Below are 25,549 nucleotides of genomic sequence, written 5' to 3' on the forward strand. Positions count from 1 at the left end.
TGTGATCCCTCGCTCTCCGGTCCGGTCATCGTGCGTCTTCGCACGTAGAGGCGGCGCGACCGTACCAAAACGTTCCCTCGCCGTAGCGACGGGCCCGGATCGCGGCGAAGCCGTCCGGCCACCTGAACTCGCCGCCTCTGGTGCTGCGCTCCACGGTGACGAGGGCCTGCGCCGCGAGCCAGCCCTGCGAGCGGAGTGTGAGGAGAATCTCCCGAAGATCGTCGTCCGGGACGGCGTAGGGCGGATCGAGGAAGACGATGTCGTACGGCTCCTCGGGCGCCGGCGACTGGACGACCTGTTCGGCGCGGCCCGCCCGGACCTCGGCGCCCGGCAGGCCGAGGCGGCCGACGTTCTCCCGCACGACGCGGGCCGCGCGGGCGTCGGCCTCGACGAGGAGGACGTGGCCCGCGCCGCGGGAGAGCGCCTCCAGGCCGACGGCGCCGGAGCCGGCGTACAGGTCGAGGACCCGCTCGCCGTCGAGGGGGCCGCCGAGCAGGGACTGCCAGGTGGAGAACAGGCCCTCGCGCGCGCGGTCGGAGGTCGGGCGGGTGCCGGTACCGGGAGGGACGGCCAGGCGGCGTCCGCCGGCCGCGCCGGCGATCACGCGGGTCATCGCGGGTCCTCGTTCGTCGGATGGGTCATGGATGGGGTCATGGATGGGGTCATGGATGGGCCGTCGGACGGGTCATGGACGGGTCGTCCGATGGCTCGTCGGACGGGTCGTCCGACGGTCGTCCGACAGTCGGCCGGACGGCCACGGGTCCAGTCTCGCAGCCGGGGGCAAGGGGGTGCTCACGCGCTGCCGGCGGCCGGACTCACCCCTTCTCCAGGTACTGCTCCCGCTCCTCGTCCAGCAAGGCGTCCAGAGCGGTGCGCAGGCCCGGCAGGCCGGTCAGCTCCGGGTCGGCCGCCACGACGGCCGTCGCCTCCTGTCTCGCCTCGGCGATGATCTCCTCGTCCTCGATGACCGTGAGCATGCGCAGGCTGGTGCGGGCGCCGGACTGGGCCTGGCCGAGGACGTCGCCCTCGCGGCGCTGTTCGAGGTCGATGCGGGAGAGCTCGAAGCCGTCGAGGGTGGCGGCGACCGCGCTCAGGCGCTGCCGCGCCGGGGCGGCCTCCGGCATCTCGGTGACCAGCAGGCACAGGCCGGCCGCGGAGCCCCGGCCGACGCGGCCGCGCAGCTGGTGCAGCTGGGAGACGCCGAAGCGGTCGGCGTCCATGATCACCATCGCGGTGGCGTTCGGGACGTTGACGCCGACCTCGATGACGGTGGTGGCGACCAGGACGTCGGTCTCGCCGGCGGCGAAGCGGCGCATGACGGCGTCCTTGTCGTCCGGCGCCATACGGCCGTGCAGGACCTCGATGCGGAGCCCCTGGAGCGGGCCCTTCGCCAGCTGGGCGGCCACGTCGAGGACGGCCAGCGGGGGCCGCTTCTCGGCCTCGTCCTCCGGCGACTTGCGCTTCTTCGGGTCCGCGCCCTCGTCGTCCTCGTCGCCGATGCGGGGGCAGACGACGTACGCCTGGTGGCCGCCCGCCACCTCCTCGCGCACCCGCTCCCAGGCGCGGGCGAGGAAGTGGGGCTTGTCGGCGGCCGGGACGACATGGCTGGCGATGGGCGAGCGGCCGGCCGGGAGCTGGTCGAGGACGGAGGTCTCCAGGTCGCCGAAGACGGTCATGGCGACGGTGCGCGGGATGGGGGTGGCGGTCATGACGAGCAGGTGCGGCGGCTGCTTGCCCTTCCCGCGCAGGGCGTCGCGCTGTTCGACGCCGAAGCGGTGCTGCTCGTCGACCACGACCAGCCCGAGGTCGTGGAACTGCACCTTGTCCTCGATCAGCGCGTGCGTGCCGATGACGAGGCCCGCCTCGCCGGTGACGAGGTCGAGCAGTGCCTGCCGCCGGGCGGCCGCGCCGGTGGAGCCGGTGAGCAGGACCACCTTCGTGGCCTGTTCGGCCCCGCCGAGCATGCCCCCCTCGGCCAGCTCCCCCATCATCTCCACCACGGACCGGTGGTGCTGCTGGGCGAGCACCTCGGTGGGCGCCAGCATCGCGGCCTGACCGCCGGCGTCGACGACGGCGAGCATGGCGCGCAGGGCGACCAGGGTCTTCCCCGAACCGACCTCGCCCTGCAGCAGCCGGTGCATCGGGTGCTCGGTCGCGAGGTCGGCGAAGATCTCCTCGGAGACCTTCCGCTGGCCCTCGGTGAGGGTGAAGGGGAGGCGGGCGTCGAAGGCCGTGAGGAGGCCGTCGGAGGACGGTCTGCGGGGTACGGCGGGCAGCAGGGTGTCGGCGTGCCGGCGACGGGCCAGGGCCACCTGGAGGACGAACGCCTCGTCCCACTTCAGGCGGGCGCGGGCGTCGGCGACGTCGGCCTTGGTGTGCGGGCGGTGGATCTTCAGCAGGGCCTCGGGCAGGGGGACCAGGCCGCGGCCCTCGCGCAGGGAGGGCGGAAGGGGGTCGACCGCCTCCTGGGCGGTGGGCAGCACCGTCTGGATCGCCTTGCCGATCTTCCAGGACTCCAGCTTGGCGGTGGCGGGGTAGATGGGGATCAGGGCGCCGGCCCAGGTCTCGGGCGTCTCCCCCGGGTCGCCCTCCGCGCCGCGCAGCAACTCGTAGGCGGGGTGGGCCAGTTGGAGGCGGCGGTTGAAGACGGAGACCTTGCCGGAGAACATCGCGCGGGTGCCCGGCAGGAGTTCCTTGTGGGGCTTGTGCACGCCGTTGCCGAAGAAGACCAGCTGGAGCCTGCCGCTGCCATCCGTGATCGTGACCTCGAGGCGCTGGCCCTTGCCCCGGGGGGCCCTGGAGGAGGCGAAGGTGTGCAGGCGGGCGTCGGCGACCATCGCGACCACCGTGACGTGCTCGTCCATGGGGAGGTCGGCGAGGTGGGTGAGCTGGCCGCGCTCCTCGTATCTGCGCGGGTAGTGGTGGAGGAGGTCGCCGACGGTGTGCAGGCCGAGGTGCTCGGCCATCACCTTCGCGGTGGCGGGGCCGAGCACCGACTTCAGCGGCTGTTGCAGTGGTCCTTGCAGTGCGGGCACAGGATCCATTGCACACCACGGCACTGACATTGCCTTATGCGTACCCCGAAACCCATGGTCAGGCGGTTCGGTCCGGCCCTAGGATGACGCGCCTCCGGCCATCCCGCGGTCACCGCCCCACCAGGGACCGCCCGACCCCGCGCCTCCCCCGTCCCCCCACCGGCGCAGCGATGATGGACTCCCAGACCTCACAGTCATCCCAGCCGTCCCACTCACCCCACCCACCTCACATGTTCCAGGTCGACCTGCGCGGCCTGGTGGACCTGCTGTCCCATCACCTCTACTCGAGCCCCAAGGTCTACCTGCGGGAGCTGCTGCAGAACGCCGTCGACGCCATCACGGCCCGGCGCGCGGAAGAGCCCGGCGCCCCCGCGCGGGTGCGGCTCCACGCGGATTCCCCCGACGGCGGTGCCGCCCTGCGGATCGAGGACACCGGCGTCGGGCTGACGGAGTCGGACGTGCACGACCTGCTGGCCACCATCGGACGCAGCTCCAAGCGCGCCGACGGCATCCAGGAGGTCCGCTCGGACTTCCTCGGGCAGTTCGGCATCGGCCTGCTGGCCTGCTTCGTGGTCGCCGAGCGGATCCGCGTGGTCAGCCGCAGCGCCCGGACGCCGGACGCGGCGCCCGTGGAGTGGACGGCGAGCGACGACGGCTCGTACACCGTGCGGACGCTGCCCCCTGAGGCGCGGCCCGAGCCGGGCACCACCGTGCACCTGGTGGCGCGGGCCGGGGCCGCGGAGTGGCTGTCGCCGGAGCGGGTGCTCACGCTCGCGCGCCACTTCGGCTCCCTGCTGCCCTACGACGTCCGGGTCGGCGACGAGACGGTCACCGACCTGCCCGCGCCCTGGGACCGCCCGTACCCCTCCCCCGCCGCCCGCCGGGTGGCCCTGGCGCGGCACTGTCACGAGCTGTTCGGCTTCACCCCGCTGGACTCGATCGGGCTGGACGTGCCGCTCGCCGGGATCCGCGGGGTGGCCTACGTCCTGCCGTCGGCCGTCAGCCCCGCCCAGCGGGCGACGCACCGCGTCCACCTCAAGGGCATGCTGCTGACCGAGCGGGCCGAACAGCTGCTGCCGGACTGGGCGTTCTTCGTGCGTTGCGTCCTGGACACGGACAGCCTGCGGCCGACCGCCTCCCGGGAGTCGCTCTACGAGGACGAGACGCTGGCGGCCGTGCGGGAAGCGCTCGGCGAGCGGATCCGGTCCTGGCTGACGGGCCTCGCGGCCGGGGACCCGGAGCGGCTGGCGGCCTTCCTGGCCGTGCACCACCTGGGCGTGAAGTCGCTCGCGCGGCACGACAGGGAGATGCTGCGCACGATGCTGCCGTGGCTGCCCTTCGAGACGACGGACGGGCGGCTGTCGCTGGAGGAGTTCGCGCAACGGCACCCGGTGGTGCACTTCACGCGGACCGTCGAGGAGTACCGGCAGGTCGCGCCGATCGCGTCCGCGCAGGGCGTCGGGGTGATCAACGGCGGCTACACGTACGACAGCGAGCTGGTCGAGGCGCTGCCGTCGGTGCGGCCGGGGACGGTGGTCGCCGAGCTGGACGCGGACACGGTGACCGCGCACCTGGACGCCGTCGACCCGTCGGAGGAGCTGGCGCTGGCCGGGTTCCTGGCGGCGGCGCGGGCCAGGCTGGACCCGGTGGGGTGCGACATCGTGCTCCGCGCCTTCCACCCGCTGTCCGTCCCCGCCCTCCACCTGGACGACCGCGCGGCCCGTCACGAACAGGCCCGCGCCGAGGCGGAGGAGCAGGCCGACGACCTGTGGGCCGGCATCCTCGGCTCGCTGCGCGGCAGCGCCCCGCGCGCGCGTCTGGTGCTCAACCACCTCAACCCGCTGGTGCGGCGGATCAGTTCGCTGGGTGATCCGGAGCTGATCGGCACCGCGACGGAGTCCCTGTACGGGCAGGCCCTGCTGATGTCCCAGCGTCCGCTGCGGCCGGCCGACTCGGCACTGCTGAACAGGGCGTTCATCGGCCTGCTGGAGTGGGCCACGCACGGCGAGGACGGTCACCGGTGAGCGGCGTCACGGACATCGATTCCCTCCGCCGGGCGATGGCGGACAACTCCGAACAGCCGGAGGGGCCGGCCCGCAACGCGCGCGCGGAGCAGTTGCTCGCCGAGGCCGAGAAGCTGGACGTCCCGCTGGCCGTGATCGAGGCGCTCGGGCACCAGCTGAAGGTCTACAACTACAGCTCCGAGAAGGACAAGATGTTCGTCCCCTTCGCGCGCCTGCTGCGCATGTGGGACGAGCGTCCGGAGGACTTCGACGAGTACGAGACGCACTCGCTGCACTGGGTCTTCAAGTGGATGTCGGCCGGCATGCTCGACCAGCCGCACATCCCGCTCGCCTCGATCGAGAAGTGGCTCGCCGAGATGGAGCACCGTTACCGGCTCGCGGGTCACTCCGAACGGGCGGTGCGCAGCGCCGAGTTGAGCGTGGCCGCGCATGTCGGGGACGTGGAGCGGGCGGAACGGGCGTACGCCGCGTGGCTGGCCGCGGACCGGGACGCGATGGCCGACTGCCACGCGTGCGAGCTGCACGGGCAGGGCTGGTGGCAGGCGGAGCGGGGCCGGGACGCGGAGGCGCTGCGGCTGTGGCGGCCGGTCCTGGACGGCGAGTTCACCTGCGCGCACGAACCGCATACGGTGCTGGCGTCCTCCCTGGTGCCGCTGCTGCGGCTGGACCGGCCCGGCGAGGCGCGCGCCAACCACCTGCGGGGCTTCCGGCTGGTGCGGTCCATGGAGAGCATGCGGGGCGCGTACGCGGACCACGTGGAGTTCTGCGCGCTGACCGGCAACGAGGCGCGCGGTCTCGAACTGCTCGCGGAGCGGCCGGCGTACTTCACGGACACCGGGCATCCGCGCAGCAAGCTGGACTTCATGGCGGTCGTGGCGCTGCTCATGGACCGGCTGGAGCAGCGGGGGCTGGGCGAGGAGCAGGTGCCGGGTCCGGCGGGCCGGGCGTGGACGGCGCGGGAACTGGGCGCGCACGCGCGCGCGGAGGCCCTCGCCCTGGCGGCGCGGTTCGACCAGCGCAACGGCACCCCGTACGTCAGTGACCGGGCACGCGCGCGCATGGCGCAGGAGCCGCTGGTGGAACGGCTGCCGCTCGGTGTGCGCACCGCCCGCCCGGTCTCCGCGCCACCGCCTCCCGTGGCGGCGCCGGTCGCCGCGGGCGCGAGCGAGCCCGGCCTGGACGCCCTGCTGGCCGAGGCGCGGCGGCTGTCGGAGGGCCTGCGACCGCACGCCGTCGAGGCGTGGGCGGCGGTCGCACGGGCCGCGGAGGCGGCCGGCGGCGACCGGCTGGACGCCCGCGACCGCGCCGAGGTCGTCGACCACGAGGCGATGGGCCGGGGACCGGAGGGCGCCGAGCTGTTCGAGCGGGCCGCCGAGCTGTACGCGGAGGCGGGCGATCCCGGGGAGGCGCTGGCGGCACGCACGCGTGCGGCCTACGTACGCGCCCTGGCGGGCCGGGTCGAGGAGGCCCTCGCCGCGGTCGCCGAGCCCTGCGACCGGGTGCTGGCGCTGTACGCCGAGGGCGCCACGGGTGTACGGCCGACGGCGTCCGTGCTGATGGGGCGGGCGCGGATCTGGATGCGGCGGGTGCAGGAGGCGGGCGAGGCCGCCGGGGGCGGAGGCGTCGCGGAGGAGATCACCGCCGGGGCCGAGGCCGCGGTGCGCGAGGTGCTCACCCTGGTCGACGGGCACGCCGGGGGCGACATACGGCTCGCCTCGCGGGCGGCCGAGGCGCGGGCGATGCTGGCGGACCTCGCGGCCCGCGCGGGGGACCTGGCGGAGGCGGCGGAGCTGTTCCGGCGGGCCGCCGCGCAGTTCGTCGACGCGGGGCTGCCGTGGTTCGCGGTGGAGTACGAGGCGCGGCTGGCCGGACTGGCGCACCACCTGGGCGACGTCGCGGAGGCGGAACGGGCGCTGCGGGCGGCCCTGGAGCACGGCGGACCGTACCTGGAGGCGGTCGGACGGGCCCAGCTCCACCTCCAGCTCGCCGAGGTGCTCGGCGGGCGGGACCTGGCCGAGGAGGCCGCCGCGCACGCCCTGGAGGCCGCCCACTGGGCCGACGAGGCCGACGAGGGTCCCGCGCTGGGCGCCTGGGCCCGGCACCAGCTCGGCGGCCTGCTGCTGCGCCAGGGCCGGTGGGCGGAGGCCGCGGAGGTGCTGGAGTCCGCGCTGCCCGACCTGAACGTCCGGACGCACGGCGACGGCGCGGTCGTGCAGACGCTGTGGTGGCTCGGCGACTGCCTGAGCGAGCTCGGCGAGCACCGCGCGTCCGCGGAACGGCGGCTGCGGGCGGCCGAGATCGCCCGGCACTGGCCGGAGCAGCACGACCACGCCACGCTCGCCCACCTCGCCGCCGAGTCCCTCGGGCACGCGGGGCTGCCGGCCGAGGCCGACCGGGCCTACGTGCGCGCGGGCGAGCTGTGGCGCTCCCTCGGCGACGTCCACGGCCTGGTGCGCTCCCTGCGCGCCCGCGCGTGGCTCGCGCTGCGCACGGACGACGGAGCCGGGGCGGCACGGGAGTTGATGACGGACGCGGTCCGGGAGTGCCGGGCGGCGCTGGACGCCGGCCCGCCCGACGAACCGGCGCGGCCGCAACTGCTCGCCGAACTCGGGCACACGCACCGCCAGTTCGGCGAACTGCTGGCCCGTTCCGCCGCCGAGGACACCGACGACGACGCCATCCGGGCCACGCTGGAGGCAGCCCTGTCCCAGGTCTCCGAGGCGGCCGCGGTGTTCGCCTCCCTCGGCGGCGACGCCCTGCACAGCCGCACCGGCGCCGAACTGGCCGCCGGGTGGCTGGAGGCCGACCTCGGCCGGCCCGAGCGGGCGTCGGCACGCGCGCGTGCGGTGCTGGCGGCGTACGACGGCCGCGACGAGTCGGAGACGACCGACGAACCGGACGAGCCCGACGGGACGGTCGCGGGGCGGCGGGCGGAGGCGGAGCACCTGCTGCGGGCCGTCCGGGAGCAGCAGACCGGCTGAGCGGCCCCGCGAGGCTGCCGACCGCGGGGCTGGAGCGCGCAGAGCGACGCCGGACGGCACAACGCAGGGCGGCGGGGCACAGGCTGCCGGCACCAGGCCCCAGGACGCAGACCGGCGGAACGCAGGGCTGCGGCGTCCGGGAGCCCCACGCCGACCGAGCTGCCCCGCCCCGCAAGGCCACGGACGCAGGACCACGGACGCAGGACCGCGGGGCACAGCACGGCAGGACGCAAGGCAGCGGGCGCGCGAGCGGAGTGACGCAAGACGGCGGGACGCCAGAGCGGCGGATCGTCCGGAGCCCCACGCCGACCGAGCTGCCCCGCCCCGCAAGGCCGCGGACGCTGGACCGCGGGGCGCAGGGCGGCAGGGCGCGAGGCGGCGGGCGCGCGAGCGGAGTGACGCAAGACGGCGGGACGCCAGAGCAGCGGGACGCCAGAGCGGCGGATCGTCCGGAGCCCCACGCCGACCGAGCTGCCCCGCCCCGCAAGCCCGCGGACGCAGGACCACGGGGCGCAGGGCGGCAGGACGCAAGGCAGCGGGGCGCAAGGGGCCGCGGGGCGCAAGGGGCCGCGGGGCGCAAGGGGCCGCGGGGGCGCGCTACTCGACGCCGATCAGCAGCGGGGCGCCCTGCCGTCCGCCGTGGTGGACGACCGTGTCGACGGCGAGGTACGACTCACGCACGCGTGCTTCGAGGTGGCCGGCGATGGACTCGGGCGCCTCGTCGCCGAGGACGAGCGTGACGAGTTCGCCGCCGGCCGCGAGCATGCGGTCGAGGACCGTCTCGGCGACGGCGGTGACGTCGGAGCCGATCACGGCCACGTCGCCCTCGATCAGGCCGAGCACGTCGCCGGCCTGGCAGATCCCGGCCGTGGTCCAGGACTCGCGTTCGGCGACGGCCACCTCGGCGTACCGGGTCGCGCCCGCCGCCGAGGTCATCGCCACGACGTCCTCGTCGAAGCGGCGCCCGGGCTCGTGCACGGCCAGCGCCGCGATCCCCTGGACCGGGGAGCGCGTCGGGATCAGGGCCACCCGGACGCCCTCGGCGCGCGCCTGCTCGGCCGCCGCGGCAGCGGTGTGGCGCAGCTCGGCGTCGTTGGGCAGCAGCACGACCTCGCGCGCGTGGGCCCGCCGTACGGCGTCCACGAGCTCCCCGCTGGCGGGCGGCTCCCCCGGGCGCGCGAGCACGCTGGTCGCGCCGGCCTCGGCGTACAGCCCGGCCAGTCCCTCGCCGGGCACGACGGCCACCACCGCGCGCTGGGCGGGCTCCTGCGGCAGGCGCTCACCGGCGCGCGTGTGCACGGCGCCGGCCCCGAAGTGGGTGATCCTGATCCGGTGCGGCCGTCCGGCCTCGATGCCCGCCTCCACCGCGGCCCCGGCGTCGTCCACGTGCACGTGGACGTTCCACAGCCCGTCGCCGCCGACCACGACCAGCGAGTCCCCGAGGCCGTCGAGGCGTTCGCGCAGCCGCGCCACCGCCGCGTCCCCGGCCTCCAGGAGGTAGATCACCTCGAAGGCGGGGCCGCCGTCCTCCGGGCCGTCGCCGCACTCGCCGCCGGCGCCGGCGGTCGTGCGGTCCGCCGCGCCCTCCTCGGGCCCGTCGGCCGCGTCCGCCACGCGCGCGTGGGCCGGGGCGACCCGCACCGGCACCGCCCTCGGCGTCTCCCCCGTGAACGTCTCCACCAGCGCGGCCAGCACCGCCACCAGCCCCCGGCCGCCGGCGTCGACCACCCCGGCGCGGCCCAGCACCCCCAGCTGGCCGGGCGTCGCGGCGAGTGCCGCCCGCGCGCCCTCGTAGGCGGCCCGCGCGACCGCCCCGCAGTCCCCGTCCGCCGCGACGGCCGCCTCCGCGGCGGCGGCGGCGACCGACAGGACCGTGCCCTCGACGGGGTGCTCGACGGCCCGGCGGGCGGACTCGGCGGCGTTGTGCAGGGCGCGCCGCAGACCGGGTCCGTCGGTGTGCGGTGTCTCACCGTCGGCGAGGACCTGGGCCATGCCGCGCAGCAACTGCGCGAGGATCGTCCCGGAGTTGCCCTGCGCGCCGATCAGTGCCCCGTGCGCCATCGCGTGCACCGCGTCGGCCAGCAGGGGCCCGTCGGTGCTGCCCGGCGCCCGGGAGCCGGTCTCGTGGGCCGTGAACACCGCCTCGACGGCCGCGACGGCTGACTCCACGGTCAGGTACAGGTTCGTGCCGGTGTCCCCGTCGGCGACGGGGAAGACGTTGATCGCGTCGATCTCCTCGCGCGCGCGTCCGAGCGCCTCCAGCGCGAGGCCGCACCAGGTGCGCACCGCGAGAGCATCGAAGAATGTCTGCGGCACGTGCGCCACCTGCGCCTCCTTGAGCTGCTGGACTGCACGCAGCGTAGACCCCGGGCCGGTGCGGACCCGGCGGCGGGCCGGACGGGGGCCGGGAGCGGGGGTCTGAGCAGCCATGGTAGTTTCGTTGCACCGGCGCGGTCGTTGTATGCTGCTCCGGTTGCCCGATCCTGATCGGGCCATTCCCCTGGCAACGCCATCCAGATCGCTGATCCTAGATCTTGATCCCGGCATGCCGGGATCAACCGTAAGTGCATCTGAAGTCTTTGGAGTGACCCGTGGCTGCCAACTGCGACGTCTGCGGCAAGGGGCCGGGCTTCGGCAACAACATCTCGCACTCGCACCGCCGTACGTCCCGCCGCTGGAACCCGAACATCCAGCGTGTGCGTACCGTGGTGGGCGGGACGCCGAAGCGCGTGAACGCTTGCACCTCGTGCATCAAGGCCGGCAAGGTCTCGCGCTGACGCTCTGCTGTTGAGCGCGCGGCCACCGCTGGTTCGCTGCACGGAGCCGGTCCACCACCAGGTGGGCCGGCTTCCTGCTGTGCCCGGGGCCCGGAGGCGGGTCAGGGCGAGGGAGTCTCCCTCCTGAGGGCCCACCCGTGGTCGACGGGTCCGATGCCGGCGCCGAGCGGGAAGCCGGCGGCGATCGCCCCGGTGACGTACTCCTTGGCCGCGGCCACCGCCTCGGGCACGGACCGCCCCTTCGCGAGCTGCGCGGCGATCGCCGAGGCGAGGGTGCAGCCCGTGCCATGCGTGTGCCGGTTGTCGAGCCGGGGCGCGCGCAGCCAGTGCTCCACGGAGCCGTCGGTGAGCAGGTCCACGGCGTCGCCGGGCAGGTGACCGCCCTTGATCAGCACCCACGCCGGACCGTACGCGAGGACGGCCGCCGCGGCCGGGCGCAGCTGCGCCTCCGACTCCACCCGCACACCCGTGAGCCGGGCCACCTCGTCGAGGTTCGGCGTCGCGACGGTCGCGACCGGAAGCAGCCTCGTCCGTACGGCGTACAGCGCGGAGGCCGCGAGCAGCGGGTCCCCGTGCTTGGAGACGCCCACCGGGTCGACGACCGCAGGCGCGTCCGTCGCGCCGATCAACTCGGCCACCGCCTCGACGAGTTCGGCCGAGGCGAGCATCCCGGTCTTCACGGCCTGTACGCCGATGTCGTCGACCACGCTGCGGTACTGGGCCCGCACCGCCTCCACCGGCAGCTCCCAGGCGCCCTGCACGCCCACGGAGTTCTGCGCGGTGACCGCCGTGACGACGCTCATCCCGTGCACCCCGAGCGCCAGCATGGTCTTCAGGTCGGCCTGGATCCCGGCGCCCCCGCCGGAGTCGGAGCCCGCCACCGTCAGCACGCGCGGGATCACGCCTCGATGTCCCCGAAGTGGTCCCAGCCGCCCTTGCTGGTCCACGGCGCCCCGTCGACCGTCACCTGGGGCAGCGCCGAGGGGTTGAGCACCTCGCCGATCACCTTCCAGCGCGCGGGCAGCTTCACGTCCGGCGGGAAGGTCGCCACGATCGCGTGGTCCTCTCCTCCGGTCAGCACCCACTGCATGGGGTCGACGCCGACGGCCTGCCCGATGTCGTTCATCTGGGACGGGATGTCGATCGCGCCGGAGCGGATGTCGATGCGGACCTTGCTGGCCTCGGCGATGTGCCCGAGGTCGGCGATCAGCCCGTCGCTGACGTCGCACATCGCGGTCGCGCCGAGCGCCGCGGCGGCCGGCCCGGCGTGGTAGGGCGGCTCGGGGCGCCGGTGCGCCTCGACGAACGCCCGCGGGGAGCGGAAGCCGCGGGAGAGCACCGCGTGCCCGGCCGCGGACCAGCCCAGCCAGCCGGTGACCGCGACCCGGTCGCCGGGCTGCGCGCCGCCCCGGGTGACGGGCTCCTGGTTGCGCAGGTCGCCGAGCGCGGTGATCGACACCATGATCGTGTCGCCGCGTACGACGTCGCCGCCGACCACGGAGGCGCCCGCGACCTGGCACTCGTCGCGCAGGCCGTCCATCAGCTCGCTCGGCCAGGTCACCGGCAGCTCGGCCGGCACGACCAGGCCGAGCAGCAGCGCGGTCGGCACGGCGCCCATGGCGGCGATGTCCGCGAGGTTCTGCGCGGCCGCCTTGCGTCCCACGTCGTAGGCGGTGGACCAGTCGCGGCGGAAGTGCCGTCCCTCCAGGAGGATGTCGGTGCTGGCCACGACCCGCCGGTCGGGCGCGGCGACGACCGCGGCGTCGTCGCCGGGGCCGACCCGGACCGCCGGGGTGGTGGTGAGACGGGAGGTGAGCTCCCTGATGAGCCCGAACTCCCCGAGCTCACCAACAGTGCCCTTCATTTCCCTTGCTCCCCTTCCGTCCCGTACCGTGCCCGGTCGCGCGTCATCAGTGTCCCCGATACGGTCGAGGTGGCCGTCGGCTTCGGTCGTGCCCGCACCGCGGCGCGCAGGCCCCGGCTACCGCGGGTCTCCCCGTGGCACGCGGCGACGCGATACGGTGGCGTTCCTTTTCCCCACATGATCCTCGTGGCCGCCCTGGAGGTTCCGTGGTACAGGCGTACATTCTGATCCAGACGGAGGTCGGCAAGGCGTCGACCGTCGCCGAGACGATCAGCAAGCTCCCTGGAGTCATCCAGGCCGAGGACGTGACCGGACCGTACGACGTGATCGTGCGCGCCCAGTCCGACACCGTGGACGACCTCGGTCGCATGGTGGTCGCGAAGGTCCAGCAAGTGGACGGCATCACGCGCACCCTGACCTGCCCGGTCGTGCATCTGTAGCCCCCGTCTACCCTTGGCCGGTGAAGTTCTTCCGTCACCGGCTCATCGGCCTGTCCGCGTTCGCCCTGCTGGTCACCGTCGCCGGCTGCTCCTCGGCAGACGAGCACGCGACGGCGGCGGTTCCCAGCCCCTCCCCGAAGGCCGCGAAACTGTGCCGGAACCTCGACGAGGCGCTGCCCGCGAAGGTGGACGGTCAGAGCCGCCGGGATCCCGAGCCCGCGTCCGCGCTGACCGCGGGCTGGGGGAACCCGGCGATCATACTGCGGTGCGGTGTGCCGCGGCCCTCGGAGATGAACGATCCGGAGGCCGACGGCGTGGAGGCGAACGGAGTGGGCTGGCTGCTGCAGAAGCGGGACGACGGCTCGTTCCGATTCACCACGACGCTGCGCGTGGTGTACGTGGAGGTGACGATCCCGAAGGCGCGCACCGGCAACGGCCTGGCGCCGCTGGTGGACCTGGCGCCGGCCGTCGAGAAGGCGATCCCCGAGGGGATCGCCGACTGACTCGCGTCCGACTGACTCGCGTCCGACTGACTCGCCGCCGACTGACTCGCCGCCGACTGACTCGCGGTCGGTCGGCTCTACGCCGGCCGGCCGGCTCAGCGCAGATGCTCGGCGCAGACCCGCCCGTGCGGGCGGCGGCTCAGCGCAGGCCCGTGGACCTGCGCAGCGCCGCCTGCAGCAGCCGGTCCACCAGTTCCGGGTAGCCGATCCCGCTGGCCTGCCACATCTGCGGGTACATCGAGATGGGCGTGAAGCCGGGCATCGTGTTGATCTCGTTGATCACGAACTCCCCGTCCTCGGTGAGGAAGAAGTCCGCGCGCACCAGCCCCTCGCAGGAGGCCGCCTCGAACGCCTCCACGGCGAGCGCCCGCACCTCGGCGGTCTGCTCCGGCGTCAGCGGCGCCGGCACGATGCCCGGGGTGGAGTCGATGTACTTGGCCTCGAAGTCGTAGTAGGCGTGCGCGTCCGGCGGCGGGATCTCCGCGGGCACCGAGGCGCGCGGGCCGTCCTCGAACTCCAGCACGCCGCACTCGATCTCACGGCCGCGCACGGCCGCCTCCACGAGGATCTTCGGGTCGTGCCGCTGGGCCTCCGCGATCGCCTCGTCCAGGCCCGAGAGGTCGTCGACCTTGGTGATGCCGATGGACGAGCCCGCGCGCGCGGGCTTCACGAACAGCGGCCAGCCGTGCTCGCCGGCGAAGTCGACGATCCTCTTGCGGGCGGCCGGCTCGTCCCGCTGCCACTCGCGCGGCCGGATCACCACGTACGGGCCGACCTTGAGCCCGAAGGAGGCGAACACCCGCTTCATGTACTCCTTGTCCTGGCCGACGGCCGAGGAGAGCACGCCCGAGCCGACGTACGGCACGCCGGCCAGGTCCAGCAGCCCCTGCAGGGTGCCGTCCTCGCCGTACGGGCCGTGCAGGACGGGGAAGACGACGTCGACCTCGCCGAGCGCCTTGGGCACCGATCCGGGCTCGCTGTAGACGACTTCGCGGCTGGCGGGGTCTACGGGGAGCACCACGCCGCCCTCGCCGGACTCGGCCAGCTCCGCGACCTCCGGGGTGCGGCGGTCGGTGATCGCCATGCGGTCCGGTTCGTCGGCGGTGAGCACCCAGCGGCCTTCCCGGGTGATGCCGATCGGCAGGACGTCGTACTTCGTCCGGTCGATGGCCCTCAGGACGGCGCCGGCGGTGACCGTGGAGATCCCGTGTTCGGAACTGCGCCCCCCGAACACGACGGCCACGCGCGGCTTGCGAGGCGGCTGCTCAGGGCTCTGGGGAAGGTTCTCGGTGCTCATATCGCGATGAGCGTACCCGGTGGTGGTGCCCGGAGACAGCGTGCGCCCCCCGGTGAGCCGGAGGGCGCGTCGGCGCCGGTGACGCGAACCCGCCGGGGGCTCCCGCACGACCGAGCACGCCGGCGCCGGGCGCCGGGTCGCTCAGCGTCGTTCCGGCTTCGCGCTGCGCGACATCAGCTCCTTGACGGCGACCACCGGGGACTTGCCCTCGTGCACGATGGCGACGACCGTCTCGGTGATGGGCATGTCGACGCCGTGCCGGCGCGCCAGATCCAGCACCGACTCGCAGGACTTGACGCCCTCGGCGGTCTGCTTGGTGACCGCGATGGTCTCCTGCAGGGTCATGCCCTTGCCGAGGTTGGTGCCGAAGGTGTGGTTGCGCGACAGCGGCGAGGAGCAGGTCGCCACCAGGTCGCCCAGTCCGGCCAGTCCGGAGAACGTCAGCGGGTCGGCGCCCAGCGCGACCCCGAGCCGGGTGGTCTCGGCGAGTCCGCGCGTGATGAGGGAGCCCTTGGCGTTGTCGCCGAGGCCCATGCCGTCCGCGATGCCGACCGCGAGACCGATGACGTTCTTGACCGCGCCGCCCAGTTCGCAGCCGACCACGTCGGTGTTGGTGTACGGCCGGAAGTACGGCGTGTGGCAGGCGGCCTGCAGCCGCCGGGCGACGGCCTCGTCGGTGCACGCGACCACCGAGGCGGCCGGCATCCGGGCGACGATCTCCCGGGCCAGGTTGGGCCCGGTGACCACGGCGATCCGGTCCGCGCCGACCTTGGCGACGTCCTCGATCACCTCGCTCATCCGCATGGCGGAACCGAGTTCGACGCCCTTCATCAGCGAGACCAGGACCGTGTCCGGGGCCAGCAGCGGCACCCACTCGGCGAGGTTGGCGCGCAGCGTCTGGGAGGGCACCGAGAGGACCGTGAAGTCGGCGCCCGCGGCGGCCTCGGCGGGGTCGGTGGTGGCCCGCAGGTTCTCCGGGAGCTCCACGCCGGGGAAGTAGTCGGGGTTCGTGCGCCCGGAGTTGATCGCCTCGGCGACCTCCGGGCGGCGCGCCCACAGGGTGACCTGGCACCCGGCGTCGGCCAGCACCGTCCCGAACGCCGTGCCCCACGAACCGGCGCTGAAGACCGCCGCCTTGACAGGTTCGCTCACTTGCTGCCGTCCCTTTCCCGGCCGATCTGCGCCTGGCCGATCTGCGCCTGGCCGGTCTGTGCCTCGGTCCTGCGGCGCTGCTCGATCCGCTCACGACGCGGGTCGTACGGCGTCCCGGGCGCCTTCTCGCCGCGGATCTCCTCCAGCTGGCGGGTGATGGCGGCCATGATGGTCTCGGTCGCCTCCTTCAGCAGCTCGGGAGTCATCTCCTGGTCGTAGAAGCGCGAGAGGTCCACGGGCGGGCCGGCGAGCACGTGGTGGGTCTTGCGCGGGAAGAGGTCCGGCTTCCTCGCGTACGGCGGCAGCAGCTCGTTGGCGCCCCACTGGGCGACCGGAATCACCGGGCACTTGGTCTGCAGGGCGACGCGGGCGGCGCCGGTCTTGCCGGTCATGGGCCAGCCGTCCGGGTCGCGGGTGAGGGTGCCCTCGGGGTAGAAGGCGACGCACTCGCCGCGTTCCACGGCGTCGATGGCCGCCCGGAAGGCGCTCAGGGCGTCCGTGCTCTCCCGGTAGACGGGGATCTGCCCGGTGCCGCGCATCGCGGCACCGACGAATCCCTTCCGGAAAAGGCCGCTCTTCGCCAGAAATCGGGGGACCCGCCCGGTGTTGTACTGAAAATGCGCGTATGCGAGGGGGTCCACGTGGGAATTGTGGTTCACCACGGTGATAAATCCGCCCTCGGCCGGAATGTGCTCCATTCCGCGCCAGTCCCGCTTGATCAGAACCACCAGCGGCGGTTTGCAGATCACCGCGGCGAAGCGGTACCAGAAGCCGATTCTGCGGCGGGGCACGCGGACACCTTCCTCTAGGGATCAAGGACGTCGGGCCGGGGGGCCGCACAAGTGTCGCCCCAGGCCGCCGGTCTGTCGAGAACACCGTACGCCCGCCCGTCTCCCACCCCCACCCTTGCAAGGAGCTTCGCGCCCCTTCTCCTTCAGGCCCTCCGCCCCGCCCGCCGGACGGCCGAGGTGACGGCTGAGTGACAATGGCCGCGGACAGGAGGGAGGGAACGCTCGTGCAGTGGACCTTGGTCATCCCCGTGAAACCTCTGGCGCGCGCCAAGAGCAGGCTCTCGGACACCGCCGACGACGGACTGCGCCCGGGCCTCGCCCTCGCCTTCGCCCAGGACACGGTGGCCGCCGCGCTGGCCTGCCCGGCGGTCGGGCATGTGGCCGTCGTCACGGACGACCCCCTGGCCGGCCGTGAACTGGCCGCGCTGGGCGCCCGGATCGTCGCCGGCGAACCCGGCGGCGGCCTGAACCCGGCGCTGGCGCACGCGGCGGCGGCGGTGCGCGCCGCGCGCCCCGGCGGCGCGGTGGCGACCCTGAACGCCGACCTGCCGGCGCTGCGTCCCGCGGAATTGTCCCGGGTTCTGGACGCGGCCGCGGAATTCCCCCGCGCTTTTCTCGCGGATGCGGCGGCGATCGGCACGACCGTGCTGGCCGCCGCCCCCGGCCGGGAATTGCGCCCGGCATTCGGCGCCGATTCCCGGGCCCGGCACCGCGCGTCCGGCGCCGCGGAACTCAGCCTCGACGCGGTGGACTCGGTGCGCCAGGACGTGGACACCGGCGACGATCTGCGGGCCGCCCTGAGCCTGGGAGTCGGGCCGCGGACGGCCGCGGCGGCCGCGCGGCTGCTGATCCCGGGGCAGTAGGCTGCCGGCATGCAGGCGACCGCATACACGTACGACCCCGAGACCCGCAGCGGGCAGGTGCTGCTCGACGACGGGACGCCGGTGCCCTTCGAGGCGACCGCGTTCGACGCGGGCGGGCTGAGGCTGCTGCGGCCCGGGCAGCGGGTGCGCATCGAGACCGAGGGCGAGGGCGCCGGGCGCCGCATCACGCTGGTGACCCTCCAGACCTTCTGAGCCCCTCGGGAAACTCCCGTGACGCGCCGCGGGCCGGACTCCGTGCGGAGTCCGGCCCGGCGCGTGAGTGCCCCTGCGTCATTACCTCTTGCGGGCGGTGGCCTTCTTGGCGGTGGTACGGGCCGGCGACTTCTTGGCCGGGGCCTTCTTGGCCGTCGTCTTCTTGGCGGCGGTCTTCGCGGCGGTGGTCTTGGCGGCGGCCGCGGTCTTCTTGGCGGGCGCCTTCTTCGCGGCGGTCTTCTTCGCGGCGGCCGCGGTCTTCTTGGCCGGCGCCTTCTTCGCGGCGGCCTTCTTGGCGGCGGCGGTCTTGGTGACGGCCTTCTTCGCCGCCGCCTTCTTGACCGTGGCGGCGGCCCCGCCGGTCAGGCTGCCCTTGGGGGCCTTCTTGACTGCGATGTCGCCCTTCGGGAGCTTCTTCGAGCCGCTCACCAGGTCCTTGAAGCCCTGCCCCGCGCGGAAGCGCGGCACCGAGGTCTTCTTGACCCGAACCCGCTCGCCCGTCTGAGGGTTGCGGGCATAACGGGCCGGGCGGTCGACCTTCTCGAACGAACCGAAGCCGGTGACCGAGACCCGGTCACCCGCGACCACCGCACGGACGATGGCGTCCAGGACGGCGTCGACAGCATCGGCGGCCTGCTGGCGGCCGCCCATCTTGTCGGCAATCGCTTCTACGAGCTGCGCCTTGTTCACGTCTTCCCCTTCGGAGACATCGCCAGAACGAAAGTGTTCAAGCTTTTCGCACGTTAGGCAGATATATACCGCAAATCAAACACGAAACGGGCTTATCACCCTTGTGCCGCAGCGGAACTCGACTGCCTGGGAGTTGATCAGCTTTCCTCTCCGGGGAATCGACCCTCGTCGAGGTCCACGCGGAACCCCTCCAGCCGCCTTGCCGCGTCGGCGAGATCGTGCTTGGCCACGGCCGTAATGGCCAGCAGCTTCCGGGTCAGCGCCATCCGTACGCCCTCCGGGACTTGCAGTGCGCGCACCGTCGAGTGCGCTTCTTTCAGCTGGTCCGCGACTGCCGCATACAGCTCGAGTTGGCCGTCGTGTTCCATGCACAGATTGTGCCATCTGGGGCAAGTTGTCGCCTGCGCAGGGGGCAACTCCCGCCCCGGACGGCCTTTTCGGCACCGGCACAAGCCGCTGTCGCAGGACCCGGTTACCCCGGCAACAAGCGTCCTAACCTGGGAAGTTGAGGGTTCCCGGAGGCAGGCGGCGCGCCGTCCGGGGCCGGAAACGGCTGTACCCCCGATCGGGGCGATCGGGGGTACAGCGGGGAGTTCGAGGTGGCCGAAACCAGCTCTTGCGGAGCCGGAGCTCAGACCTGCAGCGTGCGCGGCTTGTACGACGGCCGCTGCTGCTCGTAGGCCGCGATGTCGGTCTCGTTCTGCAGCGTGATCGAGATGTCGTCCAGGCCGTTCAGCAGCCGCCAGCGCGAGTTCTCGTCCAGCTCGAAGGAGGCGGTGATGCCCTCGGCGCGCACCTCGCGGTTCTCCAGGTCGACGGTGATCTCGGCCTCGGGGTCCGCCTCCGTGAGCTCCCACAGGGCGTCCACGATCTTCTGCTCCAGAACCACCGTGAGCAGGCCGTTCTTGAGCGAGTTGCCGCGGAAGATGTCCGCGAAGCGGGAGGAGATCACGGCCTTGAAGCCGTAGTTCTGCAGCGCCCAGACGGCGTGCTCACGGGAGGAGCCGGTGCCGAAGTCGGGGCCGGCGACCAGGACCGTGGCGCCCTTGCGCTCCGGGCGGTTGAGGACGAAGTTCTCATCCTTGCGCCAGGCCTCGAACAGCCCGTCCTCGAAACCGTCCCGGGTCACCTTCTTGAGCCAGTGAGCAGGGATGATCTGGTCGGTGTCGACGTTGGAGCGGCGCAGCGGGACGGCCCGGCCGGTGTGCGTGGTGAAAGCTTCCATGACTGATCAGACTCCAGCGGGCACAGATGCGGCGGTTGTGTCGGTCAGGTCGGCCGGGGAGGCCAGGTGGCCCAGGACCGCCGTCGCTGCGGCGACCTGCGGCGACACCAGGTGCGTACGACCGCCCTTGCCCTGCCGGCCCTCGAAGTTGCGGTTGGAGGTGGAGGCGGAGCGCTCGCCGGGGGCCAGCTGGTCGGGGTTCATGCCCAGGCACATCGAGCAGCCCGCGTGCCGCCACTCGGCGCCGGCCTCCTTGAACACGACGTCCAGGCCCTCGGAGACGGCCTGCAGGCCCACCCGCGCCGAGCCCGGGACGACCAGCATGCGTACGCCGTCGGCGACTTTGCGGCCCTTGAGCAGATCGGCGGCGGCGCGCAGGTCCTCGATGCGGCCGTTGGTGCACGAGCCTACGAAGACGGTGTCCACCTTGATGGAGCGCAGCGGCTGCCCGGCCTCCAACCCCATGTACTCCAGGGCCTTTTCGGCGGCCAGACGCTCCGAAGCGTCTTCGTACGAAGCGGGGTCGGGGACGGACGCCGAAAGCGGCGCGCCCTGGCCCGGGTTGGTGCCCCAGGTGACGAACGGCGACAGCGCGGCGGCGTCGATCACCACCTCGGCGTCGAACTCGGCGTCGTCGTCCGTCTTCAGCGTCTTCCAGTACGCGACGGCCGCGTCCCAGTCGGCGCCCTCGGGGGCGTGCGGACGCCCCTTGAGGTACGCGAAGGTCGTCTCGTCGGGGGCGATCATGCCCGCGCGGGCGCCGGCCTCGATCGACATGTTGCAGATGGTCATCCGGGCCTCCATCGAGAGCTTCTCGATGGCGGAGCCGCGGTACTCCAGGATGTAGCCCTGGCCGCCGCCGGTGCCGATCTTCGCGATGATCGCCAGGATCAGGTCCTTGGCGGTGACGCCCTCGGGCAGTTCGCCGTCGACCGTGATCGCCATGGTCTTCGGGCGGGCCAGCGGCAGCGTCTGGGTCGCCAGCACGTGCTCGACCTGCGAGGTGCCGATGCCGAACGCCAGCGCGCCGAAGGCGCCGTGCGTGGAGGTGTGCGAGTCGCCGCAGACGACGGTCGTGCCGGGCTGGGTCAGGCCCAGCTGCGGCCCGACGACGTGTACGACGCCCTGCTCGACGTCGCCCAGCGGGTGCAGCCGGACGCCGAACTCGGCGCAGTTCTTGCGCAGCGTCTCCAGCTGGGCCCGGGAGACCGGGTCCGCGATGGGCTTGTCGATGTCGAGGGTGGGGGTGTTGTGGTCCTCGGTGGCGATGGTCAGGTCGAGCCGACGCACTCCGCGCCCGCTCTTGCGGAGCCCGTCGAAGGCCTGCGGGCTGGTCACCTCGTGCAGCAGGTGCAGATCGATGTAGAGAAGGTCGGGCTCGCCCTCGGCGCGCCGGACGACATGGTCGTCCCAGACCTTCTCCGCGAGTGTCCTACCCATCGCTTTCCCTCCGGCCGGCAAGAGTCCACCGGCCCAACTAGAGATCTTGAGGAGGCGGCACCCGCGCCCCTGATTCCGGGCGTCCGCCGCCGGGCCCTCACGTTCACGGGCCGCTGTGTCATCCAAGAGTGGCGCGTTCCACGGAAAATTGAACTTGCGTTTCACAGAGTGAGACGCGAATATCGTTGCATGGACAACAGTAGCGGCGTGGGCGTTCTGGACAAGGCGGCCCTTGTCCTGAGCGCCCTGGAGTCCGGCCCGGCCACCCTCGCGGGTCTGGTGGCGGCGACCGGACTGGCACGACCGACGGCCCACAGACTCGCCGTCGCCCTGGAGCACCACCGCATGGTGGCACGTGACATGCAGGGCCGTTTCATTCTCGGCCCGCGTCTCGCGGAACTGGCCGCGGCGGCGGGCGAGGACCGCCTGCTGGCCACCGCGGGCCCGGTGCTGACCCACCTGCGGGACGTCACCGGCGAGAGCGCCCAGCTCTACCGCCGCCAGGGCGACATGCGCATATGCGTCGCCGCGGCGGAGCGTCTGTCCGGGCTGCGGGACACGGTGCCGGTCGGTTCGACGCTCACCATGAAGGCCGGATCGTCCGCGCAGATCCTGATGGCCTGGGAGGAGCCGGAGCGCCTGCACCGCGGTCTGCAGGGCGCCCGCTTCACGGCGACGGCCCTGTCGGGCGTGCGGCGCCGCGGCTGGGCCCAGTCGATCGGCGAGCGCGAGCCGGGTGTCGCGTCCGTCTCCGCGCCCGTGCGCGGCCCCTCCAACCGCGTGGTGGCCGCCGTGTCGGTCTCCGGCCCCATCGAGCGCCTGACGCGCCACCCGGGCCGGATGCACGCCCAGGCGGTCATCGACGCCGCGGCCCGTCTCTCGGAGGCCCTGCGCCGCACGGGCTGATCGGCGGCACGCGCCGGCTTCCGCGCCGACGGGGCAGGGCGGCCTCAACGCCGCGGCAGCCCTGCCCCGACAGCGCGGCGGCCGACCCCCGGACGACCGCCCCGGACGACCGGCCTCGCGGCGAGGGGCGATGCTAGGCGTCCGCGCCCCGTCCCGTCCCCCGGGCGAACCGCTCCGCGGCCGTCCGCCCCCGGCGCTCGATCGGCAGCACCCCCGTGGCCGCCGCGAGGCCGAACGCCGGCATGTCGAAGTAGATCGACTCGTACGACCCCTCGGGCACGACGTACGCCTCGTGCCACAGCCCCACGTGCCCGCGCACCTTGCCCGCCCGCTCCTTGCGGTTGATGATCCCCCACACCCGGTGGTGGAACATCTCCGGCGACGACGCGTAGGCGTAGAGCTTCTCCTTGGACTCCCAGTACTGGACGACGTAGTAGGTCCGCGGCGAGGCGGTCAGCAGGACGTGCCCCAGCAGCCCCCGGCTCCTGTCCCGGGCAAGCTCCCCCAGCATGCGGAACATCGACAGGATCACCGGAAGCCACTGGTGCACCGCCCAGAAGTGATTGATGCGCATCCCGATCAGCAGGACCACCGCATCGCCTTCGGCGGCCGCGGTCGTACGGCCCGGAATCGGCTTTGCGAACATGGGGCACCCCCGTGGTCCCTGATTGGATACCGACACTATCCTTTTGAGTGGTGATTGGATCGTGACACTTCCCAAGGAGAGGCGCAAGAGGTGCGGCTGGCGGAGCTGAGCAAGCGCAGCGGTGTGCCCATCGCGACGATCAAGTACTACCTGCGCGAAGGGCTGTTGGCGCCGGGCCGCCAGATCAACGCCAGGACCGCCGAGTACGACGAGGACCATCTGCGCCGGCTGCGCGTGGTGCGGGCGCTCGTCCAGATCGGGCGGCTGCCGGTGGCGACGGCCCGCGAGGTGCTGGGGCACATCGACGACGACTCGCTGGGCCGGACGGTCCGGATGGGCGCGGCCCTGTGGGCGCTGCCCCAGGTGCCCGATCCGGACGGCGAGGACGAGTTCGTGGAGCGAGCGCGCGCCGAGGTGGAGCGGATGCTGGAGCGGCTCGGCTGGTCGAACGCGCAGGCGCTCAGCACCATCTCCCCCGCCTACCGCTCGCTGGTGACGGGGCTGGCCGCGTTCCGGCGGCTCGGCTACGACTGGGACATCGAACTGACGGTGCCGTACGCGCGGTTGATGCACCAGGTGGCCGTCCTCGACCTGGACTTCGTGGAGACCCACGCGTCGGAGGCGGAGAAGGTGGAGGTGGCGGTGCTCGGGACGGTCCTGCTGGAACCGGTGCTGAGCGCCCTGCGGCGGGTCGCGCAGGAGGAGGAGTCGGCCCGTCGTTACGGCTTCGAGTGAGCGGCGGGCCGGGGCACGACGAAGGCCCTCCACCTGAGTGGAGGGCCTTCGTGACGCGTACCCCCGACCGGATTCGAACCGGCGCTACCGCCTTGAGAGGGCGGCGTGCTAGGCCGCTACACAACGGGGGCGTGGACACTGCGTTTCCGCAGGCCCGAGCTGGTCTACCTGGACTCGAACCAAGACTAACTGAACCAGAATCAGTCGTGCTGCCAATTACACCATAGACCAATGTGGTTTAGACCAGTCAGTACCCCCGACCGGATTCGAACCGGCGCTACCGCCTTGAGAGGGCGGCGTGCTAGGCCGCTACACAACGGGGGCCCTAGCGATCCCGAGTGATCGAGATCAGTACCCCCGACCGGATTCGAACCGGCGCTACTGCCTTGAGAGGGCAGCGTGCTAGGCCGCTACACAACGGGGGCTTGCGGATGTGATCCGCGCGTGCAGATGAGCTCTGCGAGCTGGCCTACCTGGACTCGAACCAAGACTAACTGAACCAGAATCAGTCGTGCTGCCAATTACACCATAGGCCACTGGAACGCAAGCCCCTACGGGGTTCTCGTTCTAGTTCACTCCCCCGGTTTCCGGCCTTTCGGCCCGCTCCCCGGCGGCGCAGGAAGAACATTACCCGAAGGAGGACGGGGCTCCAAAACGAGTTCCGTGCCGAGGATCGCCGGGAGTTCCGCGAGGGAGGCGATCCGGCGGGGACCGTGGAACGTGCCGGCCTCGGCGTACACGCCGCCGCGGTCGATCCACACCGACAGCAGTCCGGCATCCGCGGCACCGCGCCCGTCGATCTCGGGGTGGTCGCCGACGTACGCGACCTGGTGGGGAGCCAGGCCCAGGGCGTCGCAGGCGGCCATGAAGGCGGCCGCCTCCGGCTTGGAGACGCCGAGTTCCGCGGCGCACAGGATGGTCTCGAAGCGGTCGTGCACACCGAGCACGCGCAGCTTGCGGTCCTGGACGGCGAGGCTGGAGTTGGACAGCACGGCGTGCCGGTGACTGGCGGCGAGGGCGTCGAGCACGGGCAGGACGTCCGGGAAGAGGGCCCAGGCGGCCTCGTAGTGCCGTACGTAACGCTGAAACCAGGCGTCGGCCTCGGCGTCGGTCAGCGGCTCGTCCAGGAAGACCCGCACCCGCTCGCGGCGCTGGTCCTCGAAGGTGGTCTCGCCGGCCGAGAACCTGGCCCACTGCTGGTCGGTCACCCGCCGCCAGTGGGCGAGGGCCTGCTCGGCGGTGCCGTACCGGTCGAGCCGGCCCTCGGCCACGAGGTGGTCGCGCATGCCGACGCGGTCTGCGGTCGTGTAGTCGAAGAGGGTGTCGTCGACGTCCCAGACCACGGCCCGAATGCTCATGCTCCGACGGTAACCCGGCCGGGGCGGAGGCGTCCGGGAAACGGGTCAGTCGTGGGACCCCCACCAGACGAACCGCTCGATCGGGATCATGTCCGTCACCGCGGCCGTGCTGCTGTAGACGGCGTCACCGTTGTCGGAGGTGCGCAGCTGGTCCGTGTAGAGGTTCATGATCCGGTGGTCGTCGGCGTTCCAGAACTGCTGGCCGCTGCCGCCGCAGGGGCTCGTCCACACGGCGTTGTTCAGGGACTTGGAGTCCGTGGTGAGGCAGTCGCCGTTGGCGTTGCTCACCAGCCTGCGGAAGGTGTAGCCGAAGGCGTCGGTGGTCACCGAGCCCCAGTGCCAGTTCCGGGTGGCGAGGGAGTCGTTGCAGGGGGCGGACCAGACGTTGTCGGTCGTGGGCGAGGCGGTGAGGCAGTTGCCCTCGTAGTCGTTCGTGTACGTCCAGTTGGCGGCGGACGCGTAGGACAGGGTGCCGCCGGTGGCGAGCAGCACGGCGGCGAGGCCCGCGGGGACGGTCAGTCGCGCTTTCCAGGATGTCATGATCATGATCCTCGGCAGCGGTTACGGCCCCCCGGCGAACCGGCCGTGAACGGATCATGTCGATCGGCC

23 protein-coding genes, 5 tRNA genes and 1 pseudogene are annotated in these 25,549 nt (G+C 72.9%); 9 read left to right on the forward strand and 20 right to left on the reverse strand.

The window, feature by feature from the left end; genetic code table 11:
- Positions 1–25 precede the first annotated feature (25 nt).
- Together rsmD and recG are read right to left on the reverse strand one after the other, a co-directional pair.
- Positions 26–613, reverse strand: coding sequence for a 16S rRNA (guanine(966)-N(2))-methyltransferase RsmD (gene rsmD / locus ACH4ZX_RS16470; RefSeq protein ID WP_398272688.1), 588 nt, complete (start codon positions 611–613; stop codon positions 26–28).
- Between the two features lie 202 nt (positions 614–815).
- Positions 816–3,044, reverse strand: coding sequence for an ATP-dependent DNA helicase RecG (gene recG, locus ACH4ZX_RS16475; RefSeq protein WP_398272690.1), 2,229 nt, complete (start codon positions 3,042–3,044; stop codon positions 816–818).
- Between the two features lie 164 nt (positions 3,045–3,208).
- On the opposite strand from recG, the gene ACH4ZX_RS16480 reads away from it, so the two are divergent.
- Positions 3,209–5,059 carry an HSP90 family protein gene (locus ACH4ZX_RS16480; RefSeq protein ID WP_398272735.1) on the forward strand — a complete coding sequence of 617 codons (1,851 nt, stop codon included), beginning with the start codon at positions 3,209–3,211 and terminating at the stop codon, positions 5,057–5,059.
- On the forward strand, positions 5,056–8,040 hold the full coding sequence (locus tag ACH4ZX_RS16485) for a tetratricopeptide repeat protein (protein ID WP_398272692.1): 2,985 nt from the start codon (positions 5,056–5,058) through the stop codon (positions 8,038–8,040). The genes ACH4ZX_RS16480 and ACH4ZX_RS16485 overlap by 4 nt, the downstream gene beginning before the upstream one ends.
- A gap of 597 nt (positions 8,041–8,637) precedes the next feature.
- Here ACH4ZX_RS16485 and ACH4ZX_RS16490 read toward each other — a convergent pair.
- Positions 8,638–10,365 carry a DAK2 domain-containing protein gene (locus ACH4ZX_RS16490; protein WP_398272737.1) on the reverse strand — a complete coding sequence of 576 codons (1,728 nt, stop codon included), beginning with the start codon at positions 10,363–10,365 and terminating at the stop codon, positions 8,638–8,640.
- Positions 10,366–10,631: 266 nt separating this feature from the next.
- Between ACH4ZX_RS16490 and rpmB the strand changes: the two genes are divergently transcribed.
- Positions 10,632–10,817 carry a 50S ribosomal protein L28 gene (gene rpmB / locus ACH4ZX_RS16495; protein ID WP_003993230.1) on the forward strand — a complete coding sequence of 62 codons (186 nt, stop codon included), beginning with the start codon at positions 10,632–10,634 and terminating at the stop codon, positions 10,815–10,817.
- Positions 10,818–10,918: 101 nt separating this feature from the next.
- On the opposite strand, the gene thiD is transcribed toward rpmB, so the two are convergent.
- Together thiD and ACH4ZX_RS16505 are read right to left on the reverse strand one after the other, a co-directional pair.
- Positions 10,919–11,719: a bifunctional hydroxymethylpyrimidine kinase/phosphomethylpyrimidine kinase gene (gene thiD, locus ACH4ZX_RS16500; protein ID WP_398272694.1), complete on the reverse strand. Its 801-nt coding sequence runs from the start codon at positions 11,717–11,719 to the stop codon at positions 10,919–10,921.
- Entirely contained in the window at positions 11,716–12,681 is a 966-nt protein-coding gene (locus tag ACH4ZX_RS16505; RefSeq protein ID WP_324788850.1) for a thiamine-phosphate kinase, read from the reverse strand. Before ACH4ZX_RS16505 ends, thiD begins: the two co-directional genes overlap by 4 nt.
- A gap of 206 nt (positions 12,682–12,887) precedes the next feature.
- Here ACH4ZX_RS16505 and ACH4ZX_RS16510 point away from each other — a divergent pair, with 206 nt between their 5' ends.
- Both ACH4ZX_RS16510 and ACH4ZX_RS16515 read left to right on the forward strand, forming a co-directional pair.
- Positions 12,888–13,121, forward strand: coding sequence for an Lrp/AsnC ligand binding domain-containing protein (locus tag ACH4ZX_RS16510; protein ID WP_324788849.1), 234 nt, complete (start codon positions 12,888–12,890; stop codon positions 13,119–13,121).
- Positions 13,122–13,141: 20 nt separating this feature from the next.
- A complete protein-coding gene (locus ACH4ZX_RS16515) occupies positions 13,142–13,624 on the forward strand; it encodes a DUF3515 domain-containing protein (RefSeq protein ID WP_398272696.1) in 483 nt (160 codons plus the stop codon).
- A 139-nt stretch (positions 13,625–13,763) separates the two neighbouring features.
- Here ACH4ZX_RS16515 and ACH4ZX_RS16520 read toward each other — a convergent pair whose 3' ends face one another.
- The 3 genes from ACH4ZX_RS16520 to ACH4ZX_RS16530 form a co-directional block, all read right to left on the reverse strand.
- On the reverse strand, positions 13,764–14,921 hold the full coding sequence (locus ACH4ZX_RS16520) for a D-alanine--D-alanine ligase family protein (RefSeq protein WP_398272698.1): 1,158 nt from the start codon (positions 14,919–14,921) through the stop codon (positions 13,764–13,766).
- A 141-nt stretch (positions 14,922–15,062) separates the two neighbouring features.
- The gene (locus ACH4ZX_RS16525; protein ID WP_398272699.1) at positions 15,063–16,073 is read right to left on the reverse strand and encodes an NAD(P)H-dependent glycerol-3-phosphate dehydrogenase; all 1,011 of its coding nucleotides are present in this window, start codon (positions 16,071–16,073) and stop codon (positions 15,063–15,065) included.
- Positions 16,070–16,864: a lysophospholipid acyltransferase family protein gene (locus ACH4ZX_RS16530; protein WP_398272700.1), complete on the reverse strand. Its 795-nt coding sequence runs from the start codon at positions 16,862–16,864 to the stop codon at positions 16,070–16,072. Before ACH4ZX_RS16530 ends, ACH4ZX_RS16525 begins: the two co-directional genes overlap by 4 nt.
- Positions 16,865–17,088: 224 nt before the next feature.
- Between ACH4ZX_RS16530 and cofC the strand changes: the two genes are divergently transcribed.
- Positions 17,089–17,727, forward strand: coding sequence for a 2-phospho-L-lactate guanylyltransferase (cofC, locus tag ACH4ZX_RS16535; protein WP_398272702.1), 639 nt, complete (start codon positions 17,089–17,091; stop codon positions 17,725–17,727).
- 9 nt (positions 17,728–17,736) lie between these two features.
- Positions 17,737–17,940, forward strand: coding sequence for a hypothetical protein (locus ACH4ZX_RS16540; protein WP_398272704.1), 204 nt, complete (start codon positions 17,737–17,739; stop codon positions 17,938–17,940).
- An 81-nt stretch (positions 17,941–18,021) separates the two neighbouring features.
- Here ACH4ZX_RS16540 and ACH4ZX_RS16545 read toward each other — a convergent pair whose 3' ends face one another.
- The 4 genes from ACH4ZX_RS16545 to leuC all read right to left on the reverse strand — a co-directional run bounded on the left by ACH4ZX_RS16545 (position 18,022) and on the right by leuC (position 21,295).
- Complete coding sequence (locus ACH4ZX_RS16545; RefSeq protein ID WP_398272706.1) at positions 18,022–18,630, reverse strand: HU family DNA-binding protein; 609 nt, start codon at positions 18,628–18,630, stop codon at positions 18,022–18,024.
- A 137-nt stretch (positions 18,631–18,767) separates the two neighbouring features.
- The gene (locus tag ACH4ZX_RS16550; RefSeq protein ID WP_398272708.1) at positions 18,768–18,998 is read right to left on the reverse strand and encodes a hypothetical protein; all 231 of its coding nucleotides are present in this window, start codon (positions 18,996–18,998) and stop codon (positions 18,768–18,770) included.
- A gap of 263 nt (positions 18,999–19,261) precedes the next feature.
- Positions 19,262–19,855, reverse strand: coding sequence for a 3-isopropylmalate dehydratase small subunit (gene leuD, locus ACH4ZX_RS16555; RefSeq protein ID WP_398272710.1), 594 nt, complete (start codon positions 19,853–19,855; stop codon positions 19,262–19,264).
- A gap of 6 nt (positions 19,856–19,861) precedes the next feature.
- Positions 19,862–21,295, reverse strand: a complete 1,434-nt coding sequence (gene leuC, locus ACH4ZX_RS16560) for a 3-isopropylmalate dehydratase large subunit (protein WP_360749717.1) — start codon at positions 21,293–21,295, stop codon at positions 19,862–19,864.
- A gap of 189 nt (positions 21,296–21,484) precedes the next feature.
- Here leuC and ndgR point away from each other — a divergent pair, with 189 nt between their 5' ends.
- Positions 21,485–22,201: an IclR family transcriptional regulator NdgR gene (ndgR, locus tag ACH4ZX_RS16565; protein ID WP_015036427.1), complete on the forward strand. Its 717-nt coding sequence runs from the start codon at positions 21,485–21,487 to the stop codon at positions 22,199–22,201.
- A gap of 133 nt (positions 22,202–22,334) precedes the next feature.
- Here the strand turns inward: ndgR and ACH4ZX_RS16570 are convergent, their stop codons facing one another.
- A complete protein-coding gene (locus ACH4ZX_RS16570; protein ID WP_398272712.1) occupies positions 22,335–22,847 on the reverse strand; it encodes a DUF4188 domain-containing protein in 513 nt (170 codons plus the stop codon).
- Positions 22,848–22,937: 90 nt separating this feature from the next.
- Between ACH4ZX_RS16570 and ACH4ZX_RS16575 the strand changes: the two genes are divergently transcribed.
- Positions 22,938–23,582, forward strand: coding sequence for a MerR family transcriptional regulator (locus ACH4ZX_RS16575; RefSeq protein ID WP_398272714.1), 645 nt, complete (start codon positions 22,938–22,940; stop codon positions 23,580–23,582).
- Positions 23,583–23,640: 58 nt separating this feature from the next.
- On the opposite strand, the gene ACH4ZX_RS16580 is transcribed toward ACH4ZX_RS16575, so the two are convergent.
- From ACH4ZX_RS16580 to ACH4ZX_RS16610, 7 genes and pseudogenes are all read right to left on the reverse strand, one after another.
- Positions 23,641–23,713 (reverse strand) — tRNA-Glu (locus ACH4ZX_RS16580).
- Positions 23,714–23,741: 28 nt separating this feature from the next.
- Positions 23,742–23,813 (reverse strand) — tRNA-Gln (locus ACH4ZX_RS16585).
- 20 nt (positions 23,814–23,833) lie between these two features.
- Positions 23,834–23,906: transfer RNA gene (locus ACH4ZX_RS16590), tRNA-Glu, on the reverse strand.
- 28 nt (positions 23,907–23,934) lie between these two features.
- Positions 23,935–24,007 (reverse strand) — tRNA-Glu (locus ACH4ZX_RS16595).
- Positions 24,008–24,046: 39 nt separating this feature from the next.
- Positions 24,047–24,118 (reverse strand) — tRNA-Gln (locus tag ACH4ZX_RS16600).
- A gap of 91 nt (positions 24,119–24,209) precedes the next feature.
- Positions 24,210–24,940 (reverse strand): annotated as a pseudogene (locus tag ACH4ZX_RS16605) (HAD family hydrolase).
- 45 nt (positions 24,941–24,985) lie between these two features.
- Positions 24,986–25,480 carry a hypothetical protein gene (locus ACH4ZX_RS16610; RefSeq protein ID WP_398272716.1) on the reverse strand — a complete coding sequence of 165 codons (495 nt, stop codon included), beginning with the start codon at positions 25,478–25,480 and terminating at the stop codon, positions 24,986–24,988.
- Positions 25,481–25,549 lie beyond the last annotated feature (69 nt).

This window comes from Streptomyces sp. NPDC020490 (genome assembly GCF_044335305.1).
In the GTDB taxonomy this organism is placed as follows: domain Bacteria; phylum Actinomycetota; class Actinomycetes; order Streptomycetales; family Streptomycetaceae; genus Streptomyces.